At 72.6% G+C, this 23145-nt stretch carries 21 protein-coding genes; 12 read left to right on the forward strand and 9 right to left on the reverse strand.

Features of this window, described 5'->3' with window-relative positions:
• The first annotated feature begins 110 nt into the window (after positions 1 to 110).
• Positions 111 to 1880, forward strand: a complete 1770-nt coding sequence (locus tag CP984_RS14620) for an acetyl/propionyl/methylcrotonyl-CoA carboxylase subunit alpha (RefSeq protein ID WP_003981913.1) — start codon at positions 111 to 113, stop codon at positions 1878 to 1880.
• Between the two features lie 164 nt (positions 1881 to 2044).
• A complete protein-coding gene (locus CP984_RS14625) occupies positions 2045 to 2893 on the forward strand; it encodes an NAD(P)H-binding protein (protein WP_003981912.1) in 849 nt (282 codons plus the stop codon).
• 42 nt (positions 2894 to 2935) lie between these two features.
• On the opposite strand, the gene CP984_RS14630 is transcribed toward CP984_RS14625, so the two are convergent.
• Positions 2936 to 4117 (reverse strand): alpha/beta hydrolase, encoded by a 1182-nt coding sequence (locus CP984_RS14630; RefSeq protein WP_003981911.1) that lies wholly within the window; start codon positions 4115 to 4117, stop codon positions 2936 to 2938.
• Positions 4118 to 4450: 333 nt separating this feature from the next.
• Here CP984_RS14630 and CP984_RS14635 point away from each other — a divergent pair, with 333 nt between their 5' ends.
• Complete coding sequence (locus CP984_RS14635) at positions 4451 to 5005, forward strand: TetR/AcrR family transcriptional regulator (protein ID WP_003981910.1); 555 nt, start codon at positions 4451 to 4453, stop codon at positions 5003 to 5005.
• A gap of 76 nt (positions 5006 to 5081) precedes the next feature.
• On the opposite strand, the gene CP984_RS14640 is transcribed toward CP984_RS14635, so the two are convergent.
• Together CP984_RS14640 and CP984_RS14645 are read right to left on the reverse strand one after the other, a co-directional pair.
• Positions 5082 to 6062 (reverse strand): DeoR/GlpR family DNA-binding transcription regulator, encoded by a 981-nt coding sequence (locus CP984_RS14640; protein WP_078575111.1) that lies wholly within the window; start codon positions 6060 to 6062, stop codon positions 5082 to 5084.
• Between the two features lie 312 nt (positions 6063 to 6374).
• Positions 6375 to 7820 (reverse strand): NAD(P)H-quinone dehydrogenase, encoded by a 1446-nt coding sequence (locus CP984_RS14645; RefSeq protein ID WP_003981908.1) that lies wholly within the window; start codon positions 7818 to 7820, stop codon positions 6375 to 6377.
• Between the two features lie 96 nt (positions 7821 to 7916).
• Between CP984_RS14645 and CP984_RS14650 the strand changes: the two genes are divergently transcribed.
• The 4 genes from CP984_RS14650 to CP984_RS14665 all read left to right on the forward strand — a co-directional run bounded on the left by CP984_RS14650 (position 7917) and on the right by CP984_RS14665 (position 12589).
• Complete coding sequence (locus tag CP984_RS14650) at positions 7917 to 8354, forward strand: gamma-glutamylcyclotransferase (protein WP_003981907.1); 438 nt, start codon at positions 7917 to 7919, stop codon at positions 8352 to 8354.
• A 91-nt stretch (positions 8355 to 8445) separates the two neighbouring features.
• Positions 8446 to 9267 (forward strand): purine-nucleoside phosphorylase, encoded by an 822-nt coding sequence (locus CP984_RS14655; RefSeq protein ID WP_003981906.1) that lies wholly within the window; start codon positions 8446 to 8448, stop codon positions 9265 to 9267.
• A gap of 239 nt (positions 9268 to 9506) precedes the next feature.
• Positions 9507 to 11180, forward strand: coding sequence for a phospho-sugar mutase (locus tag CP984_RS14660; protein WP_003981905.1), 1674 nt, complete (start codon positions 9507 to 9509; stop codon positions 11178 to 11180).
• 176 nt (positions 11181 to 11356) lie between these two features.
• The gene (locus tag CP984_RS14665) at positions 11357 to 12589 is read left to right on the forward strand and encodes a hypothetical protein (protein WP_003981904.1); all 1233 of its coding nucleotides are present in this window, start codon (positions 11357 to 11359) and stop codon (positions 12587 to 12589) included.
• Between the two features lie 3 nt (positions 12590 to 12592).
• On the opposite strand, the gene CP984_RS14670 is transcribed toward CP984_RS14665, so the two are convergent.
• The 4 genes from CP984_RS14670 to CP984_RS14685 all read right to left on the reverse strand — a co-directional run bounded on the left by CP984_RS14670 (position 12593) and on the right by CP984_RS14685 (position 16250).
• Positions 12593 to 13222 carry a PH domain-containing protein gene (locus tag CP984_RS14670; protein WP_030181614.1) on the reverse strand — a complete coding sequence of 210 codons (630 nt, stop codon included), beginning with the start codon at positions 13220 to 13222 and terminating at the stop codon, positions 12593 to 12595.
• Between the two features lie 80 nt (positions 13223 to 13302).
• Positions 13303 to 13956 (reverse strand): class F sortase, encoded by a 654-nt coding sequence (locus CP984_RS14675; protein WP_003985542.1) that lies wholly within the window; start codon positions 13954 to 13956, stop codon positions 13303 to 13305.
• On the reverse strand, positions 13947 to 15050 hold the full coding sequence (locus tag CP984_RS14680; protein WP_003985543.1) for a hypothetical protein: 1104 nt from the start codon (positions 15048 to 15050) through the stop codon (positions 13947 to 13949). The genes CP984_RS14675 and CP984_RS14680 overlap by 10 nt, the downstream gene beginning before the upstream one ends.
• A 282-nt stretch (positions 15051 to 15332) precedes the next feature.
• The gene (locus CP984_RS14685) at positions 15333 to 16250 is read right to left on the reverse strand and encodes a hypothetical protein (protein ID WP_129820746.1); all 918 of its coding nucleotides are present in this window, start codon (positions 16248 to 16250) and stop codon (positions 15333 to 15335) included.
• Positions 16251 to 16540: 290 nt separating this feature from the next.
• Between CP984_RS14685 and deoC the strand changes: the two genes are divergently transcribed.
• Genes deoC through CP984_RS14700 form a run of 3 tightly spaced genes read left to right on the forward strand, consistent with a single transcriptional unit; the run spans position 16541 to position 19828 of the window.
• On the forward strand, positions 16541 to 17536 hold the full coding sequence (gene deoC / locus CP984_RS14690; protein ID WP_030181609.1) for a deoxyribose-phosphate aldolase: 996 nt from the start codon (positions 16541 to 16543) through the stop codon (positions 17534 to 17536).
• 2 nt (positions 17537 to 17538) lie between these two features.
• The gene (locus CP984_RS14695) at positions 17539 to 18969 is read left to right on the forward strand and encodes an aldehyde dehydrogenase family protein (RefSeq protein WP_003985547.1); all 1431 of its coding nucleotides are present in this window, start codon (positions 17539 to 17541) and stop codon (positions 18967 to 18969) included.
• Positions 18962 to 19828: an aldehyde dehydrogenase family protein gene (locus CP984_RS14700; RefSeq protein WP_003985548.1), complete on the forward strand. Its 867-nt coding sequence runs from the start codon at positions 18962 to 18964 to the stop codon at positions 19826 to 19828. The genes CP984_RS14695 and CP984_RS14700 overlap by 8 nt, the downstream gene beginning before the upstream one ends.
• 97 nt (positions 19829 to 19925) lie before the next feature.
• On the opposite strand, the gene CP984_RS14705 is transcribed toward CP984_RS14700, so the two are convergent.
• Positions 19926 to 20324, reverse strand: coding sequence for a hypothetical protein (locus CP984_RS14705; protein WP_003985549.1), 399 nt, complete (start codon positions 20322 to 20324; stop codon positions 19926 to 19928).
• Positions 20325 to 20464: 140 nt separating this feature from the next.
• Here CP984_RS14705 and CP984_RS14710 point away from each other — a divergent pair, with 140 nt between their 5' ends.
• Positions 20465 to 21130, forward strand: a complete 666-nt coding sequence (locus CP984_RS14710) for a uridine kinase family protein (protein ID WP_003985550.1) — start codon at positions 20465 to 20467, stop codon at positions 21128 to 21130.
• 173 nt (positions 21131 to 21303) lie between these two features.
• On the opposite strand, the gene CP984_RS14715 is transcribed toward CP984_RS14710, so the two are convergent.
• Positions 21304 to 22101: a SigE family RNA polymerase sigma factor gene (locus CP984_RS14715; protein ID WP_030181608.1), complete on the reverse strand. Its 798-nt coding sequence runs from the start codon at positions 22099 to 22101 to the stop codon at positions 21304 to 21306.
• A gap of 186 nt (positions 22102 to 22287) precedes the next feature.
• On the opposite strand from CP984_RS14715, the gene afsQ1 reads away from it, so the two are divergent.
• The gene (gene afsQ1, locus CP984_RS14720; RefSeq protein ID WP_004571966.1) at positions 22288 to 22965 is read left to right on the forward strand and encodes a two-component system response regulator AfsQ1; all 678 of its coding nucleotides are present in this window, start codon (positions 22288 to 22290) and stop codon (positions 22963 to 22965) included.
• Positions 22966 to 23145 lie beyond the last annotated feature (180 nt).

Raw genomic sequence — 23145 nt, forward strand, 5'->3', positions numbered from 1 at the left:
CTCCGTGTGGGCAAGCTCACTACCGGGAACGGGTCGGCACGCGGTGTCGCCAGTCCCTAAACTCGCGACGTCCTAATTTGTTGCGGCGAAGCGCCAAGGAGGAACCGATCGTGCGCAAGGTGCTCATCGCCAACCGAGGCGAAATCGCTGTCCGCGTAGCCCGTGCATGCCGGGATGCCGGAATCGGGAGCGTAGCCGTCTACGCCGACCCTGACCGGGACGCCCTGCATGTCCGCGCGGCAGACGAGGCCTACGCCCTGGGCGGTGACACTCCTGCCACCAGCTACCTCGACATCGCCAAGGTCCTTGCCGCCGCCGCCGATTCGGGCGCCGACGCCATTCACCCCGGTTACGGCTTCCTCTCCGAGAACGCCGAATTCGCACAGGCCGTCCTCGACGCCGGGCTGACCTGGATCGGCCCCCCGCCGCAGGCCATCCGCGACCTCGGCGACAAGGTGGCGGCCCGTCACATCGCGCAGCGCGCCGGTGCGCCGCTGGTCGCCGGCACCCCCGACCCGGTCTCCGGCGCGGACGAGGTGGTGGCCTTCGCCGAGGAGCACGGCCTGCCGATCGCCATCAAGGCGGCCTTCGGCGGCGGCGGGCGCGGCCTGAAGGTGGCCCGCACGCTGGAAGAGGTTCCGGAGCTGTACGACTCCGCCGTCCGCGAGGCCGTGGCGGCCTTCGGTCGCGGCGAGTGCTTCGTCGAGCGCTACCTGGACCGCCCGCGGCACGTGGAGACCCAGTGCCTGGCCGACAAGCACGGCAACGTGGTCGTCGTCTCCACCCGTGACTGCTCGCTCCAGCGCCGCCACCAGAAGCTCGTCGAGGAGGCGCCCGCGCCGTTCCTGAGCGACGAGCAGAACGCCGAGCTGTACCGCGCGTCCAAGGCCATCCTCAAGGAGGCCGGCTACGAGGGTGCGGGCACCTGCGAGTTCCTGGTGGGCCAGGACGGCACGATCTCCTTCCTGGAGGTCAACACCCGCCTCCAGGTCGAGCACCCGGTCACCGAGGAGGTCACCGGCCTGGACCTGGTCCGCGAGATGTTCCGGATCGCCGACGGCGAGGTGCTGGGCTACGACGACCCGCCGGTGCGCGGCCACAGCTTCGAGTTCCGTATCAACGGCGAGGACCCGGGCCGCAACTTCCTCCCGGCCCCCGGCACGGTCACCACGTTCGAGGCCCCGGCCGGCCCCGGCGTGCGCCTGGACGCGGGCGTGGAGTCCGGCTCGGTCATCGGCCCGGCCTGGGACTCGCTGCTCGCCAAGCTGATCATCACCGGCGCCACCCGCGAGCAGGCGCTGCAGCGCGCCGCCCGCGCGCTCGACGAGTTCACCGTCGAGGGCATGGCCACCGCCATCCCCTTCCACCGCACGGTCGTCAAGGACCCGGCGTTCGCGCCCGAGCTGACCGGCTCCACCGAGCCGTTCCGGGTGCACACCCGCTGGATCGAGACCGAGTTCGTCAACGACATCAAGCCGTTCGCCGCGCCCGGCACGGACGAGGCCGAGGCGGACACCCGCGAGACGGTCGTCGTCGAGGTCGGCGGCAAGCGCCTGGAGGTCTCGCTGCCGTCCTCGCTGGGCATGCCGCTGGCCCGCGCCGCGGTCGCCGGGGGCGCCAAGCCCAAGCGCAAGGCGGCCAAGAAGTCCGGCTCCGCGGCCTCCGGCGACACCCTCGCCTCGCCGATGCAGGGCACCATCGTCAAGGTCGCCGTCGAGGAGGGCCAGGAGGTCGCCGAGGGTGACCTGGTCGTCGTCCTGGAGGCGATGAAGATGGAGCAGCCGCTGAACGCGCACCGCTCCGGCACGATCAAGGGCCTGACCGCCGAGGTCGGCGCCTCGCTGTCGTCCGGCGCGGTCATCTGCGAGATCAAGGACTGAGGTCCGGCAGGGGCGTACGGGCCTGTCGTACGCCCCTGCCGGCCGTCGGCGCGGGGTCCGTGGCGCATGAGTGCCACGGGCCCCGCGCCGCTTTTTTTGCGGTGATGACGCCCGCCCCGCCCTTGCGGACAGAACTCGTCCGCATCGCTTCCTACGGTCCTGCCATGACGACATCGCAGAACGTCCTTGTCACCGGCGCCACCGGAACCGTCGGCCGCCAGGTCGTCGCCGAACTGCTCGCCCGCGGCCACGCGGTCCGCGCCCTCACCCGCGATCCCGCCAAGGCGGACTTCCCGGACGGCGTCGAGGCCGTACGGGGCGACCTGACCGACCCCGACAGCCTCGCCCCCGCGCTGGAAGGCGTCACCGGCCTCCACCTGATCACCTTCGGCGGGGCCTGCTTCGCCCCGCTGGAGACCGGCCCGCGCATCCTGGAGCTGGCCCGCGCGGCGGGTGTACGCCGCGTCACCGTGCTGCACGGTGGTGGCCCCTCACCGCTGGAGGACGCGGTCCGGGCCGACGACGGGGTGGACTGGACCGTCCTGATGCCGGTCGAGTTCATGTCCAACGCCCTGGAGTGGGCGCCGGGCATCGTGGACGCGGACGAGGTCCGCGAGCCGTTCGCCGGCCGGCTGAGCGCCATGGTCCACGAGGGCGACATCGGCGCCGTCGCCGCGGTCGCCCTCACCGAGGAGGGGCACGCGGGCCGGGAGTACGTGATCACCGGGCCGGAGCCGCTGACCGTCGGCGACAAGGTGGCCGCCCTCGCCGCCGCCCGCGGCCGGGAGATATCCCTGGTCGAGCTCACCCAGGAGCAGGCGATCACGCGATGGCGGGCCGCGGGGCACTCGGAGGACGTGATCGGCTTCCTGCTGGAGGTGTACGGGAACACGCCGGAGGTGGGACGTACGGTCGTCGACACCGTCGAGAAGGTCACCGGCCGTCCCGCCCGTACGTTCGCCGAGTGGGCCGCCGAGCACGCGGCCGCCTTCGGCGCGACGGGCGCCGCGTAACGCCGGTTCGGACCGGCGGGGCACGCCCCGCCGGTCACCGGCTCACGAAGTGCCCACCACGTCCTGCGGGAACGTCAGCTGCCGGCCCATCCACTGGAGCGCGGCGGGCAGTTCGCGCCGCCAGGTGGCGAAGTTGTGGCTGCCCTGGTCGAGGATGATCGACTCGGCCTTCATCGGCGGCTTGACCGCGTTCAGGAACTCCTTCGCCGCGGGGTAGTTCTTCTCGCCCTCCCGGCTGGTGCCGATCAGCACCGACACTTGCGGCGCGGGCAGGTGCGCGAGCCGCCACATCAGGTCGTGCTCCCGCTTGCGCTTGGCGCGGTCCTTGTCGTCCCCGAAGAGGTTGCCGGTGGTGGGGTCGCTGGTGACCTTGTAGTCGGGCGAAAGGGCCGCCGCCGAGGTGTACGTGCCGGGGTGCCGCATGGTCAGCTGGAGGGCGCAGCTGCCGCCGGACGAGTAGCCGAGCACGCCCCAGCCGCCCGGGTCGTGCCCGACCCGGTAGTGCTCCTTGAGCGCGGTGGGAAGATCGCTCGCGAAGAACGTTTCCGCTTGCGGGCCGCCCGGCACGTCCACGCACTGGGTGTCGCGCGGCGGCGCGATGGTGGGCCGCAGCATGACGATCACGGTGGGCTGCATCTTGCCCTTGGCGATCAGGTCGCCGGCGGTCTGCGTCACCCGCAGGTGCTGGGCCAGCAGGTAGTGGCCGCCCGGGTAGCCGCTGATCGCGACGACGACGGGGAAGCGCTGGCGCTCGTACTGCTTCTGGAAGTACTGCGGCGGCAGGTAGACGTACGCCGGGTCCACGGCCTTCGTGCGCTTGCCCACGATCCGTACGGACTCCACCCGGCCGACCTTGTCGGGCGCTCCCTTGGGAAGGCCGTGCACCTTGTCCAGGCCCTCGGCCCCGGCGGGCTGCACGAGGCCCTTCGACGGGTCGCCGGCCGGGCCCGCTTCCCCGTCGCCCCACTTGGCGACCGCGCCCGGGGCGTCGTCGTACAGGCCGAGGAGTTCGTGCCAGGAACCGTAGAACTGGAAGTTGGCGTTCACGACGAGGCCGAGCGCGGCGACGATGGACAGCTGCGTGGCCAGGATGGACCCGATCCGGCCCAGCCAGGCCAGGGGACCGTTCCTGGCGAAGCGCGGCCACTGCCAGAGCGTGAGTCCCACGCACACCACGGCGACCGCGATCATGGTGTACAACAGCGATCGGCTGGTCAGTTCCATTGCTTCCCCAGGTGTTCCCGCACGCGTTCCGACGGTCTCCGCAGAGCCCATTGCGCCAGGTTTGATGCCTGTCCGGGGCGCGTCGTTGCCACCGTGCGCACTTGTTCCCCAAGGCGCCCACGCCCCCTTCCCTCCCCGTCACCTGCGGGCCGTCTCCCGTCCACCCCGCGCGCGGTGCCCGGCCGGGCGCCGGGGCGCGGCACCGGTCCGAAGGCCCCCGCCGTGGGGGCAGTGGCATCCTGGGGACACCGGTCCGGTGGAGGGCCGCGCTCAGGGAGGACGGCGAGGACGGCGATGGTGACCGAGACGGCAGGGCAGGAATCCGTACGACCCATGCGTGCCGACGCGCGCCGCAACTACGAGCGGCTGCTGGCGGTGGCCCGTACGGCCTTCACGGACCATGGGACGGACACCTCGCTGGAGGACATCGCACGGCGCGCGGGCGTGGGGATCGGCACCCTCTACCGGCACTTCCCCAACCGGACGGCCCTGATGGGCGCGGTGTTCCAGGGCGAGGTGGACGCGCTGCTGGCGCACGCCAGGGAGCTGAGCGACGCGCCCCACCCGTGTGCGGCGCTCGTCGAGTGGCTGCGCGCGATCATCGCGCACGCCAGCACCTACCGCGGGCTGTCGCGGGCGCTGATGGCCGCGCCGGGCGACGCCACCTCCGGGCTGTCGCGGTGCAGCGTCCCGATGCGCGAGGCGGGCGGCGAACTGCTCAGCCGCGCGCAGGAGGCGGGCGCCGTACGGACCGATGTGAACATCAGTGATCTGATGCAGCTCACCAACGGCATCGCGCTGGCCGTGGAGGAGTCACCGGACGACCCGGATCTGGCCGACCGGCTGCTCACGCTGACGCTGACGGGGCTGCGGCCCGAGAAGGGGTGAGCGGGCCGGATGGTGTCGTCCGGCCGCCCGTCGTCGGGCGGTGCCGGCACGGCCGTACGCACGTGCCGGCACCTCTTCAGCGGCGGCGGGGCGCCAGATCGGCGACCCGGCCGCCCGGCGGCTCGGCCAGCGGCGCGGCCGTCCGCAGCTGCGGCCCGGAACCACCGCCGCCCGGAGCCAGATTGCGCCGCTGGCCGGGCAGCGGTACGTCCCGGCGTGGACCGCGGCGGTCCGCCGCCATCACCTCCGATGCCGGCTGGCCGGCTCCCGCGCCGGGACCGCCCGCCACCGAGATCTGCACGCCCTGGTCGGCCAGCGCCTGCAGTTCGGTCGCGGCCCGGTCGTCGTGCCCCGGGGGCTCGTCGGTCACCAGCCGGGTGATCACGTCCGTGGGCACCGTCTGGAACATGGTGTCCGTACCGAGCTTGGTGTGGTCGGCGAGGACCACGACCTCCGCCGCGGCCTGCACCAGCGCCCGGTCCACGCTCGCGGAGAGCATGTTGGACGTGGACAGGCCGCGCTCGGCGGTCAGGCCGCTGCCCGAGAGGAAGGCGCGGGAGACCCGCAGCCCCTGGAGCGACTGTTCGGCCCCGCTGCCGACCAGCGCGTAGTTCGAGCCGCGCAGGGTGCCGCCGGTCATCACGACCTCGACCCGGTTGGCGTGCGCCAACGCCTGGGCGACCAGGAGGGAATTGGTGACCACGGTCAGACCGGGCACCCGCGCGAGCCGGCGGGCCAGCTCCTGCGTGGTGGTACCGGCGCCGACCACGATGGCCTCGCCTTCTTCGACGAAGCCGGCGGCGAGATCGGCGATGGCCGTCTTCTCCGCGGTCGCTAGATGGGATTTCTGTGGGAAGCCGGACTCCCGGGCGAATCCGCCCGGCAAGACCGCACCGCCGTGCCGGCGGTCGAGCAGTCCTTCTGCCTCCAGCGCCCGCACGTCCCGCCGTACGGTTACTTCGGAGGTCTGGACGACGCGGGCGAGCTCACGGAGCGACACCGCTCCGTTCGCCCGCACCATTTCGAGGATCAGTTGGCGACGTTCTGCAGCGAACACGAAACTGACAGTAACGCCAACGACCGTCTGCTTTCAGCAGGTTGCACCAATTAACGGAAGTTGTTCGTTCCCGACCCTCGCACGTGGTATATGCCGGTGGCCGGTCACGCAGTGACACAAGAGTGCCACGAACCGGCGCTCCCCGGGGGCTTCCGGCATCGGGAGGTACGGGGAACTCGCGCGCGGACGGGCCGCCCGCCGTATGTCCGGGGCCCTCACCGGGCCCGCGGGACCGAACGGACCGCGGCCCGTTCATCCCGTTGGCCGCGACCTGTTCGGTTCTATTTCGGTTCTCTTCGGGGCCCGTCGGCGCTACTCGCTGGACATCTTGCGCGTGTGCAGCTGCCGCGCGACCTCGGCGATCGAACCGGACAGCGACGGATAGACGGTGAACGCGCTGGCGATCTGCTCCACCGTCAGGTTGTTGTCGACCGCGATCGATATCGGGTGGATCAGCTCGCTGGCGCGCGGCGAGACCACCACACCGCCCACGACGATGCCGGTGCCGGGGCGGCAGAACAGCTTCACGAAGCCGTCGCGGATGCCCTGCATCTTCGCGCGCGGGTTGCGCAGCAGCGGCAGCTTGACGACCCGGGCGTCGATACGGCCCGCGTCCACGTCCGCCTGGCTGTAGCCGACGGTGGCGATCTCCGGGTCGGTGAAGACGTTCGCGGAGACGGCCTTGAGGTTGAGCGGGGTCACCGCGTCGCCGAGGAAGTGGTACATCGCGATCCGGCCCTGCATCGCGGCCACGGAGGCCAGCGCGAGGACGCCGGTGCAGTCGCCCGCCGCGTAGACGCCGGGGGCCGAGGTGCGCGAGACCTTGTCCGTCCAGATGTGGCCGGACTCCTTCAGGCGTACGCCGGCCTCTTCGAGCCCGATGCCCGCGGTGTTCGGGATGGAGCCGACCGCCATCAGGCAGTGCGAGCCGGTGATCGTACGGCCGTCCGACAGGGTGACCTCGACACGGTCCCCCACACGTTTGGCGGAGGCGGCCCGCGAGCGCGCCATCACGTTCATGCCGCGGCGGCGGAAGACGTCCTCCAGGACGGCGGCGGCGTCCGGGTCCTCGCCCGGGAGCACCCGGTCGCGGGAGGAGACGAGGGTGACGCGGGAGCCGAGCGCCTGGTAGGCGCCGGCGAACTCGGCGCCGGTGACGCCGGAGCCGACCACGATCAGCTCTTCCGGCAGTTCGTCGAGGTCGTAGACCTGCGTCCAGTTCAGGATGCGCTCGCCGTCCGGCTGCGCGTCCGGGATCTCGCGCGGGTGGGCGCCGGTCGCGATCAGCACGGCGTCCGCGGTGAGCGTCTCCTCCGTGCCGTCCGCCGAGGTGACGGTGACCGTGCGCGAGCCGTCCGGGGACTGGCCCGGCTCCAGCCGGCCGCGGCCGCGCAGCACGCGGCCACCCGCCCGGGTGACGGAGGCGGTGATGTCATGCGACTGGGCGAGCGCCAGGCGCTTCACGCGCCGGTTGACCTTGCCGAGGTCCACGCCGACGACGCGCGCGGGGCGGTCGACCGGCGGGGTGTCGTCCTCGACGATGATGCCCAGCTCGTCGTACGACGAGTCGAAGGTGGTCATCACCTCGGCCGTCGCGATGAGGGTCTTGGACGGGACGCAGTCGGTCAGCACCGACGCCCCGCCCAGGCCGTCGCAGTCGACGACGGTCACCTCCGCGCCGAGAGAGGCGCCCACCAGGGCCGCCTCGTATCCGCCGGGTCCGCCACCGATGATCACGATCCGAGTCACGTACTCCATTGTCCCGCACGCCCGCGCCGGGTTACCCCCCGGGGGCCGCCGTTCGAACCCCGAGTACCACGAGCGCACCCCCTGACCTCCCGTACCCTCGGAACCATGTCGCTCTACGCCGCGTACGCCGGCAACCTCGACGCGCGGCTGATGACCCGCCGCGCCCCGCACTCGCCGCTGCGCGGCACGGGCTGGCTCAACGGCTGGCGGCTGACGTTCGGCGGGGAGCAGATGGGCTGGGAGGGAGCGCTCCCGACGATCGTCGAGGCCCCCCGCTCGCAGGTCTTCGTCGCCCTCTACGACATCGCGTCCATGGACGAGGAGTCCCTGGACCGCTGGGAGGGCGTGGGCATGGACATCTACCGCCGGATGCGGGTACGGGTGCACACCCTCGACGGCGACGAGGCCGCCTGGCTGTACGTCCTCAACGGCTACGAGGGCGGCCTGCCCTCCGCCCGCTACCTCGGCGAGATCGCGGACGCGGCGGAGTCGGCGGGGGCGCCGCACGACTATGTGATGGAGCTGCGCAAGCGGCCCTGCTGAGGCCCTTCGTAGAGATCTACGAACAGATCCCCCGGATGCCGTCGGCCGGGACATCTACGCGCGTAGGCAATTACCGGCTACCCTCGTCCGCGTGAACGCATCTGTTACCCCGGACATCGCGCGCGACCCGCAGGGCGCCGCCGCCGACGCCGCCGCCCGCCTCCGTGAGCTCACCGGCGCCGAGACCCACGACGTCGCCCTGGTGATGGGCTCCGGCTGGGCGCCGGCGGCCGAGGCCCTGGGCACCCCCGAGCACGAATTCCCGGTCACCGAGCTGCCCGGCTTCCCGGCGCCGGCCGTCGCGGGCCACGGCGGCAAGTTCCGCTCGTACAAGATCGGCGAGAAGCGGGCCCTGGTCTTCCTCGGCCGTACGCACTACTACGAGGGCCGCGGCGTGGCCCCCGTCGTGCACGGCATCCGTACCGCCGCCGCGGCCGGCTGCAAGACCGTGGTGCTCACCAACGGGTGCGGCGGCCTGCGTGACGGCATGCGGCCCGGCCAGCCGGTCCTGATCAGCGACCACCTGAACCTGACCGCCACCTCCCCGATCGTCGGCGCCCGCTTCGTGGACCTGACCGACCTGTACTCGCCGCGCCTGCGCGAGCTGTGCAAGGAGGTCGACGCGACGCTGGAGGAGGGTGTCTACGCCCAGCTCCCCGGACCGCACTACGAGACCCCGGCCGAGATCAAGATGCTGCGCACCATGGGCGCGGACCTGGTCGGCATGTCCACCGTCCTGGAGGCGATCGCCGCCCGTGAGGCCGGCGCCGAGGTGCTCGGGCTGTCCCTGGTGACGAACCTCGCCGCGGGCATGACCGGTGAGCCCCTCAACCACGAAGAGGTGCTCCAGGCCGGCCGCGACTCCGCGACCCGCATGGGCAGCCTGCTCGCCCAGGTGCTCGACAAGCTCTGAGCGCCGCGGCAGCAGCGGTCCGAGCGACACGCAAGCAGAAGTACGGGGCGTTCACGGACGCCCCGTACGCCGTACGGGTGCCCCGCGGCGCCCCGTACGCGCAAGGCCGGGCCATCCCGGCCGCCCGGTGCGGCGCGCGGGGCCGTGCGCCCGCCGGTCGAACCATCGCGCGGAGTGGGTAAGCGTTAACGCGCCGAGCGCTTCCCCCCGACCACCGCAACCAGAGGCAGGAGCATCACGTGGCAACCGATCCCGCGGAGCTGATCAGCCGGGCGAAGGCATGGCAGGCCGAGGACCCCGACCTCGAAACCCGCGAAGAGCTGGGCAAGCTCATCGACGCGGAGGACCTGGACGAGCTGGCGGCCCGGTTCGCGGGCACCCTGCAGTTCGGCACCGCCGGGCTGCGCGGTGAGCTGGGCGCGGGCCCGATGCGGATGAACCGCGCCGTCGTCATCCGCGCGGCGGCCGGGCTGGCCGCTTACCTCAAGGACCAGGGCCAGGCCGGGGGCCTGGTCGTCATCGGGTACGACGCGCGCTACAAGAGCGCCGACTTCGCGCGGGACACCGCGGCCGTGATGGTGGGCGCCGGGCTGCGCGCCGCGGTGCTGCCGCGTCCGCTGCCGACCCCCGTACTGGCCTTCGCCATACGGCACCTGGGCGCGGTCGCGGGCGTCGAGGTCACCGCCAGCCACAACCCGCCGCGCGACAACGGCTACAAGGTCTACCTGGGCGACGGCTCGCAGATCGTGCCGCCCGCGGACGGGCTGATCGCGGAGCGCATCGCGGCGGTGCGGTCGCTGAACGACGTGCCGCGGCCCGAGGAGGGCTGGGAGGTGCTGGGCGAGGACGTGCTCCAGGCGTACCTGGCCCGTACGGACGCGGTGCTCACGCCGGGCTCGCCGCGCGACACGCAGGTGGTCTACACGCCGATGCACGGCGTCGGCCGCGACGTGCTGGTGGCCGCCTTCGCGCGGGCCGGGTTCCCGGCGCCGACCGTGGTCGCCGAGCAGGCGGAGCCGGACCCGGACTTCCCGACCGTGGCCTTCCCCAACCCGGAGGAGCCGGGCGCGATGGACCTGTCCTTCGCCACGGCGCGCTCCGTCGGCCCGGACATCGTCATCGCCAACGACCCGGACGCGGACCGCTGCGCCGTCGCCGTACCGGCCCCCGGTAGCGAGGCCGGCTGGCGCATGCTGCGCGGCGACGAGGTCGGCGCGCTGCTGGCCGCGCACCTGGTCGGCAAGCAGGCGTCCGGCACCTTCGCCACCACGATCGTGTCGTCCTCGCTGCTGTCGCGGATCGCCGCCGGCGCCTCCCTGCCGTACGAGGAGACGCTGACCGGCTTCAAGTGGCTGGCCCGCGTGGACGGCCTGCGCTACGCCTACGAGGAGGCGCTGGGCTACTGCGTCGACCCCGAGGGCGTCCGCGACAAGGACGGCATCACCGCCGCCCTGCTGATCACCGAGCTGGCCGCCGAGCTGAAGCAGTCCGGCCGTACGCTCTGCGACCTGCTGGACGACCTGGCGCTGCAATTCGGCCTGCACGCCACCGACCAGCTCTCCGTCCGCGTCGAGGACCTGTCGCTGATCGCCGACGCCATGCGCCGGCTGCGCGAGCAGCCGCCGGCCGCGCTGGCGGGCCTGGCCGTGTCGTCCTCCGACGACCTCTCGCGGGGGACGGACACGCTGCCGCCCACCGACGGCCTGCGCTACTACCTCGCGGGCGCGGAGCAGGACGGCGTCGAGGGCGGCCGGGTGGTGGTCCGGCCCAGCGGTACCGAGCCCAAGCTGAAGTGCTATCTGGAGGTCGTGGTGCCGGTCGCCGACGCGCAGGGGCTGGCCGCGGCCCGCGCCAAGGCCGACGAGGTACTCGCCGCCATCAAGGCCGATCTGTCGGCCGCGGCGGGCATCTGACCTGACCGCATACGCGCAGCGGGCCCCGGGACCGAGAGGTTCCGGGGCCCGCTCCGCTTTCCCGTACGGGTGACAGTCGTACTGCACATGCCGGAGCGCGCCCCCGCCACCGCCCGCCCTCCGGGACACGCTGGTCTGGTCCGACAACCTGCCGAGGCTTCCCAGGAGTTGCCGCAGTGTTCCCGACCGCGACCGGCACGGCCGCCCCCACCGCCCCGGCACCGGACCCCGCTCCCCGCCCCTCCCCCGGACGCACGCTGCGCGGCCTGCTGCACCGCGCCGGGCCCGCGCTGCTCGGCTATGTCGCGGCACGCCTGCTGGGCACCTGCGTGCTGATGAAGTGGGCGCACCTCCAGCGGCACGGGCTGTGGCCATTGCTGGCCAACCGGTGGGATTCGCGCTGGTACACGGGGATCGCCGACCACGGTTACGCGGCCTTTCTCGATCCGAGCCGGTTCGACGCGTGCAACCTCGCCTTCTTCCCGCTCTACCCGGTGGTCGTCAAGGCCGTCGCGGGCGTGACGCCGGGCTCCCGCGCGACCATCGGGCTGCTCGTCGCGGTCGGCTGTTCGCTGCTCGCCGCGTGGGGGATCCACGCCGTGGGCGAGCGCCTGCACGGGCGCCGAGTGGGCACCGTACTGGCCGTCCTGTGGGGTGCCGCGCCGGTCGCCGCCGTCCAGTGGATGGGCTATACGGAGTCCCTGTTCACCGCGCTGGTGGCGTGGTCGCTGTACGCCGTGCTGACCGACCGCTGGGTCACGGCCGGAGCGCTCTGCCTGCTCGCCGGGCTCACCCGGCCCACCGGCGTGGCGCTCGTCGCGGCGGTCTGCGTCAGCGCCGTCGTGGCCCTGTGGCGCCTGCGCCGTACCGGTCCCGTGCCCATGCCCTTGGACCCGGACCGCAACCGGATTCGCCGGATCGTCCTGGGCGCGGTGCTGGCGCCGCTCGGCTGGCTCGCTTACGTCGGATGGGTGGGCGTACGGCTGGGGCGCGCGGACGGCTACTTCGCGGTCCAGCGGCAGTGGCGCAACGAGTGGGACGGCGGCCGGGAGACGCTGCGCGCGCTGCGGGCCACCCTCGTCCATCAGTCGAACCCACAGCTCTACCTGGTGGTGGTGTCGCTGGTCCTGATCATGTCGGTGGTGCTGTTCCTGCTGTGCCTGTCCGGCCACCGGTCGCTGCCGCTCCTGGTCTTCAGCGGCGTGCTCCTGGTGGTCGTCCTGGGCAGCGGCGGCGTCTATTTCCCCCGGGCCCGCTTCCTGCTGCCCGGCTTCCCGCTCCTGCTCCCCCTGGCTCTGGCCCTCGCCGGCACCCGCCGCCGGACCGCCGTGCTGTGCTTGTCGGTCGCCGCCCTGGGATCGGCCTACTTCGGCGCGTACATGCTGCTGACGTACCGGGGCGCGCTATGACCTTCAGAGCGCGATGAGCACCACCAGCGCCACCGCGCCCACCACGCACGGCACGATCACCTCGTAAGCCCACTTCACCACCGGCGTGCCCTGCGCGCTCTCCCGCTTGGCGCCGCGCTCGCGCAGCTCCCGCAGTTCGTCGAGGGCCCGGTCGGCGGTGGCGCGCGGCGGGGGCGCGGCCGGGGCCGGGCCCAGGTGCGGGTCGTGGTGGTCCGGGCGGCCGGCGGCGCGCGCCGCCTGCCGGTTGGCCTTCTTGCGCTGCCGCAGCGACACGGGGATCGACCAGAGCTGGTACTTCGTGCCGTCCGTCGTGAAGACCTCGCTGGAGAACGACGCCCGCAGGTCCTCGACCGCCGCCCAGGGCAGCGTGACCGTACGGAACGGGTTGCGCACCACCAGCCGGTCCGCGCCCGCGCGCACCAGCGGGCGCAGCGTGAAGGCGGCCACCAGCGGCACCGCGAACAGCAGCCCGGCCACCGCCAGCAGCTTGGTGTGCGCCGCGCCGCGCACCAGCGCGTCGCCGCCCAGCCAGGCGGCGAGCGCGAGCAGCAGCACGCCGCCGGCGAGACCGGCGGGCGAGCGGTAGCTGCGGTCCGCGTGCTGCTGCGGGGAGGACTGTTCCGGGCTCGTCATGCTGCCGATTGTGCCTGAGCGTCCGGATGTCGGACATTGCGTTACGGCATCATTCGTACGCCCCGCCCCCCGGGCGCGTCTCAGGCCGCCACCAGATCGGCGTAGACCACGATGTTGTCCGGCCGGTGGCCGCCGACCAGGGCGCCGCCGCAGGTCACCAGGCGCAGCTCGGGCCGGTCGGTGTCGCCGTAGACCCGCTGGGTGGGGAAGTCCTTCTTGTCGACCTGCTGGAGCGCGCGGACGGCGAAGACCGCGGTGCGGCCGTCCGCGCGGTCGACGTAGATCCGGTCTCCGACGCGGATGCGGCCCACGTCCTTCAGTACGGCCGGTCCTTCGACGGTGTCGTAGTGGCCTATGAGGACGGTGGGGCCAATCTCGCCGGGGGTGACGCCCCGGTCGTACCAGCCGATGCGGCCGGCCTGGCGCACGGACGGCACCTCGACCGTGCCGTCCGGGGCCAGGCCCAGGTCCAGGACCGGGCCGGTGTTCACGCCCGCGGCCGGGATGCGGACGCGTACGGGCCGGGCGGCGGGCAGCGCGGCCGGAGCCGGGGTGCGCGGGGCCGCGGTGGGGGCGCTGGTGTTCGCGACGTGGACGGCAGGCGCCACGGAGGGGGCGCTACCGCCCAGGGCGCCGCGGGCGAGCAGTACGCCGCCGAGCGCCAGGAGGAGCACGCAGGCCGCCGTCAGCAGGCGGTCCGCCCGGCGCCCCGCGGGGCGCCCGCTCAGCACCACGAGCCCTCGGACTGCCGGCGGCGGCGCACCGCGAAGACCACGCCCGCCGCACCGGCCGCGGCGAACGCGCCGCCCGCCGCGAACAGCGGGGTGGTGTCCGGCGCCTCCGGCGCGTCGTAACCGGCGGCCACGCCGCCCTTGGGCAGCGTCTTGGTCTGGGTGCCGGTCGGGGCGGCCTGCGAGCCGGCGGGGGCCGGCGCCTTGCTCTCGGTGGCCTTGACGGCGTGCGTGCCGCCGGGGGCACTGCCCTTGCCGGGCTTCGCGGCCGGCACGCAGCCCTTGGGCAGCGTGGGGAAGTTGGCGTAACCGGGCGGGTAGCTGCCGCCCTGCATCTTGAAGCGGAACGTGGGGCGGGCGCTGTACGGGCTGACGATCTTCGCGCCGTAGCGGGCCAGGGTCGGGTGCGTACGGTCGAGGAAGGCGCCCGGCACCGCGTTGCCCGGACCGTCCTCGAAGGTCACCCTGGGCCCCTTGGAGCTGTTGGTCATGGCGGCGAGGGTGCCGCCGCCGATGGCCACGCGGCGGGTGACGGAGCAGCTCTTGCGGCGGTCGGAAGCGGTGCCGCCGGGCTTGTGGGCGGTCGGTACGGCGGCGTGCCCGCCGGCCTCCTTGCCGCCCTGGCCGCGCTTGCCGGCCTCCTTGCCGCCGGTGGACGGCACGCCGGACTTCGGCAGCGCGTACGTCCTCGCGCGGCTGCCACCGCCGACGTGCAGCACCGGCGACGCGCCCGAGACGCCGGACAGGCGCAGGTGCAGGCCCTTGATCTGCGCGGTCGGGTGGTTACGGTCGAGGAGGCCGAGCACCCGGACCATGTACCGGTCGCCGGGCTTCCACTGCGGGCCGACGTAACGGATCCACGCCTCGGGGCCGCCCGCCGAGGGCACGTTGCGCAGCACGGCCACCATGCCCTTGCCGATGAAGACCGGATGTCCCGCGTACCGGCCGGCGCCGTCGGAGGCGGGCTTCGCGGCGGCGGCCCCGGCGGTCACGGGCGTGGCGGCGAACGCGCCGGAGACCGGGCCGAGCACGGCGGCCCCCAGCGCTGCGGACGCGACGGCGGTGCGCAGGGCGCGGCGGGCGGTCAGTACGGTCATGGGTAACTCCCGTTGGAGGGTCGGTCGTTCGGCGACGAGACCACATCCGCCGTCCTCTACAGGTGGGGCCGGAAGGTGCTGCGGTGCGGTGCGGCATGGAAAAAGGTAGGTGACGGCTGTGACAGGCCGTCCGTGGTTGTGTAACGGCCACCCCACAGAAATCCATCACTCCCCGGCGCACCTGTTACAGATGCGCCCGTACGCGCGCGAAGCGGCCCGCCGGAAACCGGCGGACCGCTCGAATTACGCTACGAAACGCCCACTTTCGGCGTACCGCCCGACTCAGCGCCCGACGTACGAGGTGACGCCGCCGTCGGTCTCCAGCACGGCCCATAGGGAGCCGACCTTGATCGCGGCGCTGGACTTCTTCTCGCCCTCGACCTCCATCGTGCCGAGCGTGCGCCCGTCCTTGTCGCTGAGGACCGCCCGGTAGTGCTGGTCACCGAGCTCGGTCACCTGGACAACGGTCTTGCCGTCGGCGAGCGTCTCGTTGTGCGGGCCGGTCGGGCGGGCCTTCGCGAACCAGGAGGCCACCTCGCCCTTCGAGGAGAGTGCGGTGATCATCCCGTTGAGGTTGCCGGCCACGTAAGGCTCGGCGGGGGTCGCATCGATCGAGCCGAACGACTGGCCGTCGTCGAAGAAACCTTCCGCCCGATACTGGCCGGGGCCCATCCGATAGACCTTGGCGATGGAACTGCCGTCCGCCAGATTCACCGAACGGACGTAGGTGCCCTCGTCCTGTGCCTCCCAGCGGACCGGGCAGCCCTTGGGCAGCGCGGGGAAGTCATGGGTGTGCTCGAAGGCCACCCCGCCCGCCGGGCGACGCTGCCACAGCTGGGCCCGGCCGCTCTCCAGGTTGGTGAGCTTGAGCCCGGCCTTCTCGTTGACGGGGCGGTTGTAGGCCACGCCCCCGAAGAGGAGGTTGCCGTCCTTGTCCTTCAGGACGGCCTCCGGCCCCATGGGACCGTTCTTGGGCATCGGCCGGTTGATGATCTCCACGTACGCGCCCTCGATGGGCACGACCGAGTAGACCTTCTCGCTGACCGTGCACCGGAGGATGTCGTCGAGCGTCGGCCCGCCCCCCTTCCCCGAACCGGCCGCGAACGCGCCGGACACCGGCCCGAGGGCGGCGGCGGTCACGGCGGCGCAGACGGCCGCGGTGCGCAGGATCATGCGGTGGCGCGGAAATAAAGCAGACACGCGGGAACTCCATTGTTGGCTGGTGGTGCCGGACTGGATGAACAGACATCGCATGCCGCCTCCCGGACGGGTGGGGCCGTGCGGGTCTGGCGGTGGCGGTGGGACGTAACGTACGGACGGGCTGTGACCGCCGGATGCCCGGTGTGTAACGGCCGTACCGCGGAAGGCCATCTGTCCGGTATCGCCCAACCGTGCCGTAAAAACCGGAATTCTCCCCACCGCCGCGCCCACCCCGTTCCGCGGAGGGGGTGACATGCAGCTACGCGCGTAGATATGCTCCCCTCGTGACCATGCCCACCACTGTTCCCGCATACGGCAAGGAAGCCGCGGGGCGTCTGGCGTCGATGGCGGACGTGACCGCTTCCGACGGTGCGCTGCGCCGCTTCCTGCACGGCCTCCCGGGCGTCGACGCGGTCGGCCTCCAGGCCCGCGCCGCGACCCTCGGCACCCGCTCGATCAAGACCACGGCGAAGGCGTACGCCATCGATCTCGCCATCTCGATGATCGACCTGACGACGCTCGAAGGAGCGGACACCCCGGGCAAGGTCCGGGCCCTGTGCGCCAAGGGGATCCACCCCGACCCCACCGACCGCGGCACCCCCAAGGTCGCCGCGATCTGCGTCTACCCGGACATGGTGGCGACGGCCAAGGAAGCGCTGACCGGTTCCGGCATCCACGTCGCCTCCGTCGCCACCGCCTTCCCGGCGGGGCGGGCCGCGCTGCCCGTGAAGCTGGCCGACACCCGGGACGCGGTCGCGGCCGGCGCCGACGAGATCGACATGGTGATCGACCGGGGCGCGTTCCTGTCCGGCCGCTACCTGACGGTCTTCGAGGAGATCAAGCAGGTCAAGGAGGCGTGCCGCCGCGAGGACGGCTCGTACGCCCACCTGAAGGTGATCTTCGAGACCGGCGAGCTCCAGACGTACGACAACGTGCGCCGGGTCTCCTGGCTCGCGATGCTGGCGGGCGCCGACTTCATCAAGACCTCGACCGGCAAGGTCGCGGTCAACGCCACCCCGCCGGTGACCCTGCTGATGCTCGAAGCGGTCCGCGACTTCCACGCCACGACCGGGGTACAGGTCGGTGTGAAGCCGGCCGGCGGCATCCGTACGACCAAGGACGCCATGAAGTACCTGGTCATGGTCAACGAGACGCTGGGCGATCAGTGGCTGACCGCCGACTGGTTCCGGTTCGGCGCCTCCAGCCTGCTCAACGACCTGCTGATGCAGCGCCAGAAGCTCGGCACCGGCCGCTACTCCGGCCCCGACTACGTCACGGTGGACTGACCATGACCTTCGAATACGCACCGGCGCCCGAGTCACGCGCCGTCGTCGACATCGCGCCGTCCTACGGGCTGTTCATCGACGGCGAGTTCGCCGACGCGGCCGGCGGCAAGGTCTTCAAGACCGTCTCGCCCGCGAACGAGGAGGTCCTCTCCGAGGTCGCGCAGGCGTCCGCCGAGGACGTGGACCGCGCCGTCAAGGCCGCCCGCAAGGCGTTCGAGAAGTGGTCGGCGCTGCCCGGCGCCGAGCGCGCCAAGTACCTCTTCCGCATCGCCCGCCTCATCCAGGAGCGCTCGCGCGAGCTGGCCGTCCTGGAGTCGCTGGACAACGGCAAGCCGATCCGCGAGTCCCGCGACTCGGACCTGCCGCTGGTCGCCGCCCACTTCTTCTACTACGCGGGCTGGGCCGACAAGCTCGGCCACGCGGGCTACGGCGCCGACCCGAAGCCGCTGGGCGTGGCGGGCCAGGTCATCCCGTGGAACTTCCCGCTGCTGATGCTGGCGTGGAAGATCGCCCCGGCGCTGGCCTGCGGCAACACCGTCGTCCTCAAGCCCGCCGAGACCACCCCGCTGTCCGCGCTGTTCTTCGCGGACATCTGCCGCCAGGCGGGCCTGCCGAAGGGTGTCGTCAACATCCTCACCGGCGACGGCTCGACCGGCGCCGAGCTGGTCGCGCACCCGGACGTGAACAAGGTCGCCTTCACCGGTTCGACCGAGGTCGGCAAGGCCATCGCCCGTACCGTCGCCGGTACGGACAAGAAGCTCACCCTGGAGCTGGGCGGCAAGGCCGCGAACATCGTCTTCGACGACGCGCCGATCGACCAGGCCGTCGAGGGCATCGTCAACGGCATCTTCTTCAACCAGGGCCATGTGTGCTGCGCGGGCTCGCGCCTGCTGGTGCAGGAGTCCGTGCAGGACGAGCTGCTGGAGGCGCTCAAGCGCCGGATGAGCACGCTGCGCGTCGGCGACCCGCTGGACAAGAACACCGACATCGGCGCGATCAACTCCGCCGAGCAGCTGGCCCGCATCAAGGAGCTGGCCGACGCGGGCGAGTCCGAGGGCGCCGAGCGCTGGGCCCCGGCCTGCGAACTGCCCGACGCGGGCTACTGGTTCGCGCCGACGCTGTTCACCGGCGTCACCCAGGCCCACCGCATCGCCCAGGAGGAGATCTTCGGGCCGGTGCTGTCGGTGCTGACCTTCCGTACGCCGGAAGAGGCGGTGGCCAAGGCCAACAACACCCCCTACGGGCTGTCGGCGGGCGTCTGGACGGAGAAGGGCTCGCGCATCCTGTGGATGGCGAACAAGCTCCGGGCGGGCATCGTCTGGTCCAACACGTTCAACAAGTTCGACCCGGCCTCGCCGTTCGGCGGCTACAAGGAGTCGGGCTTCGGCCGCGAGGGCGGCCGGCACGGTCTGGAGGCGTACCTCGATGTCTGATCGCTTGAGCGTTCTCAAGACCTACAAGCTGTACGTCGGGGGCAAGTTCCCCCGGTCCGAGAGCGGGCGGGTGTACGAGGTGACGGACTCCAAGGGCAACTGGCTCGCCAACGCGCCCCTGTCGTCCCGCAAGGACGCCCGGGACGCCGTGGTCGCGGCGCGCAAGGCGTTCGGCGGCTGGTCCGGCGCCACGGCCTACAACCGCGGCCAGATCCTCTACCGCGTCGCGGAGATGCTGGAGGGCCGCCGCGAGCAGTTCGCCGCGGAGGTCGCCGAGGCCGAGGGCCTGTCGAAGGCCAAGGCGGCGGCGCAGGTGGACGCGGCGATCGACCGCTGGGTCTGGTACGCGGGCTGGTCCGACAAGGTCGCCCAGATCGCGGGCGCCGCGAACCCGGTGGCCGGGCCGTACTTCAACCTGTCCTCGCCGGAGCCGACCGGCGTGGTCGCCGTACTGGCGCCGCAGGAGTCGTCGTTCCTCGGCCTGGTGTCGGTGATCGCCCCGGCGATCGTCACGGGCAACACGGTCGTGGTCGTCACGAGCGAGAAGGCCCCGCTGCCCGCGCTGTCGCTGGGCGAGGTGCTGGCCACCTCCGACCTGCCGGGCGGCGTGGTCAACATCCTGTCCGGACGCGTCAACGAGCTGGGCGGGCCGCTGGCCGCGCACCAGGACGTCAACGCGATCGACCTGGCGGGCGCCGCGGCCGACGCGGAGCTGGTCAAGGCGCTGGAGACGGCCGCGGCCGACAACCTCAAGCGGGTCCTGCGCCCGCGCGCCGTGGACTGGACCGCCGACCCCGGTACGGAGCGGATGCTGGCCTTCCTGGAGACCAAGACCGTCTGGCACCCGATGGGCGTCTGACCCTCCGTCCCCCAGGCCCCGCGCCGAAACGCTTCCGCCCGCCCCCATCCGTCCGTGGGGGCGGGCGGACCGCGTTCCGCGCCGTGTTCCGGCGTCCTCAGCCGGGCAGCAGGCCCACGATCGCGCCCGCCAGCGGCAGGTCCTCCAGCGCTCCGCCGCCCGCGAGCGGGCCCGTGACGAGCCCCGTGGTCAGCGGCTTGAAGTCGGCGATCTGGGTGCCGATCGTGTTGTTCAGCGGGTCCGCCGCGGTCCCGGACAGCGGGTCCAGCTTGAGCTTCTTGACCGGCCCGAGGCCGCCCGCCAGGGAGTGCAGCAGCGCTCCCGTCACCGCCTGGCGGGTCCGCGCGGCTTTGTCGCCGTGCCCGGGGGCCGCCGCGCCCGCCGGCGCCGCACCGGCCGCCACGAGGGCGGTACCGGCCACCGAGAGCGCCAGCCCGACGCGCAGGGCGGAGAGCGGTACGCGGCGCCGGTGCCGGGGACGTGCGTGTGAGGCCATGTGCCACCTGCCTGTGCGTAAGCGAAGTAACGATATGTGCGTAATCGAATGATTCCGTAGCGTAGTTGAGTGATGCGGGCCCGTTCCAGCGCAGCCGCGCCGGGTAACCCTCACGGCCCAATGCGCGACAATGGCTCCCCGTGAGCTCCCACTCCTCGCCCCGGCCGCCCGCCGCCCGCGTCGTCCTGCTGACCGGCCCCTCCGGCTCCGGCAAGTCGTCCCTCGCCGCCCGCACCGGCCTGCCCGTCCTCAACCTCGACGACTTCTACAAGGAGCACGCGGACCCGACGCTGCCGGCGCTGCCCGACGGCGGCGGCATCGACTGGGACTCGCCGCTCTCGTGGAACGCGGACGACGCCGTCGCCGCGATCGAGGAACTGTGCCGTACGGGGCGTACGGCCGTACCGGTGTACGACATCGCCGCCAGCGCGCGGACCGGGGAAACGGTTCTGGACCGTGGGGACGCGCCCGTGTTCATCGCGGAGGGCGTCTTCGCGGCGGACATCGCGGAGCGCTGCCGCGCGGCCGGGCTGCTGGCCGACGCGCTGTGCCTGCGCGGCCGCCCCACCACGACCTTCCGGCGGCGGCTGGTCCGCGACCTGCGCGAGGGCCGCAAGCCGGTACTGGTGCTGCTGCGCCGCGGACTGCGGCTGCTGCGCGCCGAACGCGGGATCGTCGCCCGGCACACCGCGCTGGGCGCCCACCCGTGCGCCAGGCCGGAGGCGCTGGCGCGGATCGCGGCGGCGCGGACCGCGGACGCCGGGGCCGGTCACGCCGTCGCGAAAACCGCGGAAGTCTGCGCCTGAACGGAGCGCGGGGCCCGCGCATCGCGGACCCCGTGAACGGCGAAGGAGCGGATTCGCGCCGTACCCCCCGGCCGGCCGAACCCGCTCCTCATCTCCCCCGTATCCCCCGATTTCCCCCGTATCCCCCCTCGGGTCCCTCTCTTCCTCGCTCCCCCGTCGTCCCTTCCCCGCCCTCAGGCCACCAGCTCGCCGAAGGACTCCTGCTCGTCACGGCCGAGGCTGAGCGCCTCGTCCTCGCGCAGCCGGCGCAGCGAGCGCCAGATGCTGGACTTGACCGTGCCGACACTGATGCCGAGGATGTCCGCGATCTCCGGGTCCGTGCGGCCCTCGTAGTAGCGCAGCACCAGCATCGTGCGCTGCGTCTCCGGCAGCCGGGCCAGCGCCTGCCACAGCACCGCGCGCAGCTCCGTGCCGCGCATCGCGTCCGTGTCACCGGCCGTCTCCGGCAGCTCCTCGGTCGGGTACTCGTTCAGCTTGCGGCGGCGCCAGGCGCTGATGTGCAGATTGGTCATCGTGCGGCGCAGGTAGCCCCCCAGCGCCGCCTTGTCGCTGATCCGGTCCCACGCCCGGTAGGTCGAGAACAGCGCGCTCTGCAGCAGGTCCTCGGCCTCGAAGCGGTCACCGGTCAGGTGGTAGGCGGTGGCGTACAGGGAAGCGCGGCGTTCCTGGACGTAGGCGGTGAACGCCGCGGCGGCGTCCCCCGTTTCCTCCGCCTGCGACGCGGAGCGCCGTTCCCCCGTACCTTCCCTGTACGCCGTCCCCCCGGCGGAACCGGTGTCTCCCCCGTCGGTTCCGCGTCCCCCGTCGCGCTGCGTCATCGCGTCGATCGCGACCATGTAAGGAATGCGATGACGCCCGGTGCCGCGAGCGCACCCCCGCCCGCCCACGGCACCGGACTTCTCGGTGGTCCGGCCGATGTCGTGCAGACGCGTGATGACTGCGCTGGTCGTGGTGCTGTGCAGTGTGTTCATCGCGCGCCCCCGTTCGGTAGACCCTGCTTGCTTCGGTTCGTGATGGGAAAAAGCCTGCCGGAGCAGTTTCATGACGCTGTCCGCCGTCTGTCACAGCCCTGTCACAGGGGCGGGCCGGGGGTGCGGGCACCGCGCCAGGACCGCGCAGGTCGAAGTCCTGGTCCCCCATGGGCCAGAATGGCCGACGTGCCTTTCCTGTTGCTGATCGAGGACGACGACGCCATCCGCACGGCCCTCGAACTCTCGCTGTCCCGCCAGGGTCACCGTGTGGTGACCGCGGCGACGGGCGAGGACGGCCTGAAGCTGCTGCGCGAGCAGCGCCCGGACCTGATCGTGCTGGACGTGATGCTCCCGGGCATCGACGGTTTCGAGGTGTGCCGGCGGATCAGGCGGACGGACCAGCTGCCCATCATCCTGCTGACCGCGCGCAACGACGACATCGACGTGGTGGTCGGGCTGGAGTCGGGCGCGGACGACTACGTGGTCAAGCCGGTGCAGGGCCGGGTGCTGGACGCCCGTATCCGGGCCGTGCTGCGGCGCGGGGAGCGCGAGTCCAACGACGCGGCGACCTTCGGCTCGCTGGTCATCGACCGCTCGGCGATGACGGTCACCAAGAACGGCGAGGATCTGCAACTGACACCCACCGAGCTGCGGTTGCTGCTGGAGCTCAGCCGCCGCCCCGGCCAGGCGCTGTCCCGGCAGCAGCTGCTGCGCCTGGTGTGGGAGCACGACTACCTGGGTGACTCGCGGCTGGTGGACGCGTGCGTGCAGCGGCTGCGCGCGAAGGTGGAGGACGTACCGTCCTCGCCGACCTTGATCCGTACGGTCCGCGGTGTCGGCTACCGGCTGGACACCCCGCAGTGACCGAACGCTCGACCGGTCCGGACCCGGACCGTACGGACGGCCCGCGGGACACGGCCCGGCCGGGCAGGGACAGGAAGGACAGGGACGTGGGGGGCCGTACGGGCACCGACGGCGCGGGTGCCGGGCGGACGGACGGGCGTGCGGGCGGCCGTACGGCGGACGACACGGAGCGGACCGCCG

The sequence above is a fragment of the Streptomyces rimosus genome (genome assembly GCF_008704655.1).
GTDB lineage: Bacteria > Actinomycetota > Actinomycetes > Streptomycetales > Streptomycetaceae > Streptomyces > Streptomyces rimosus.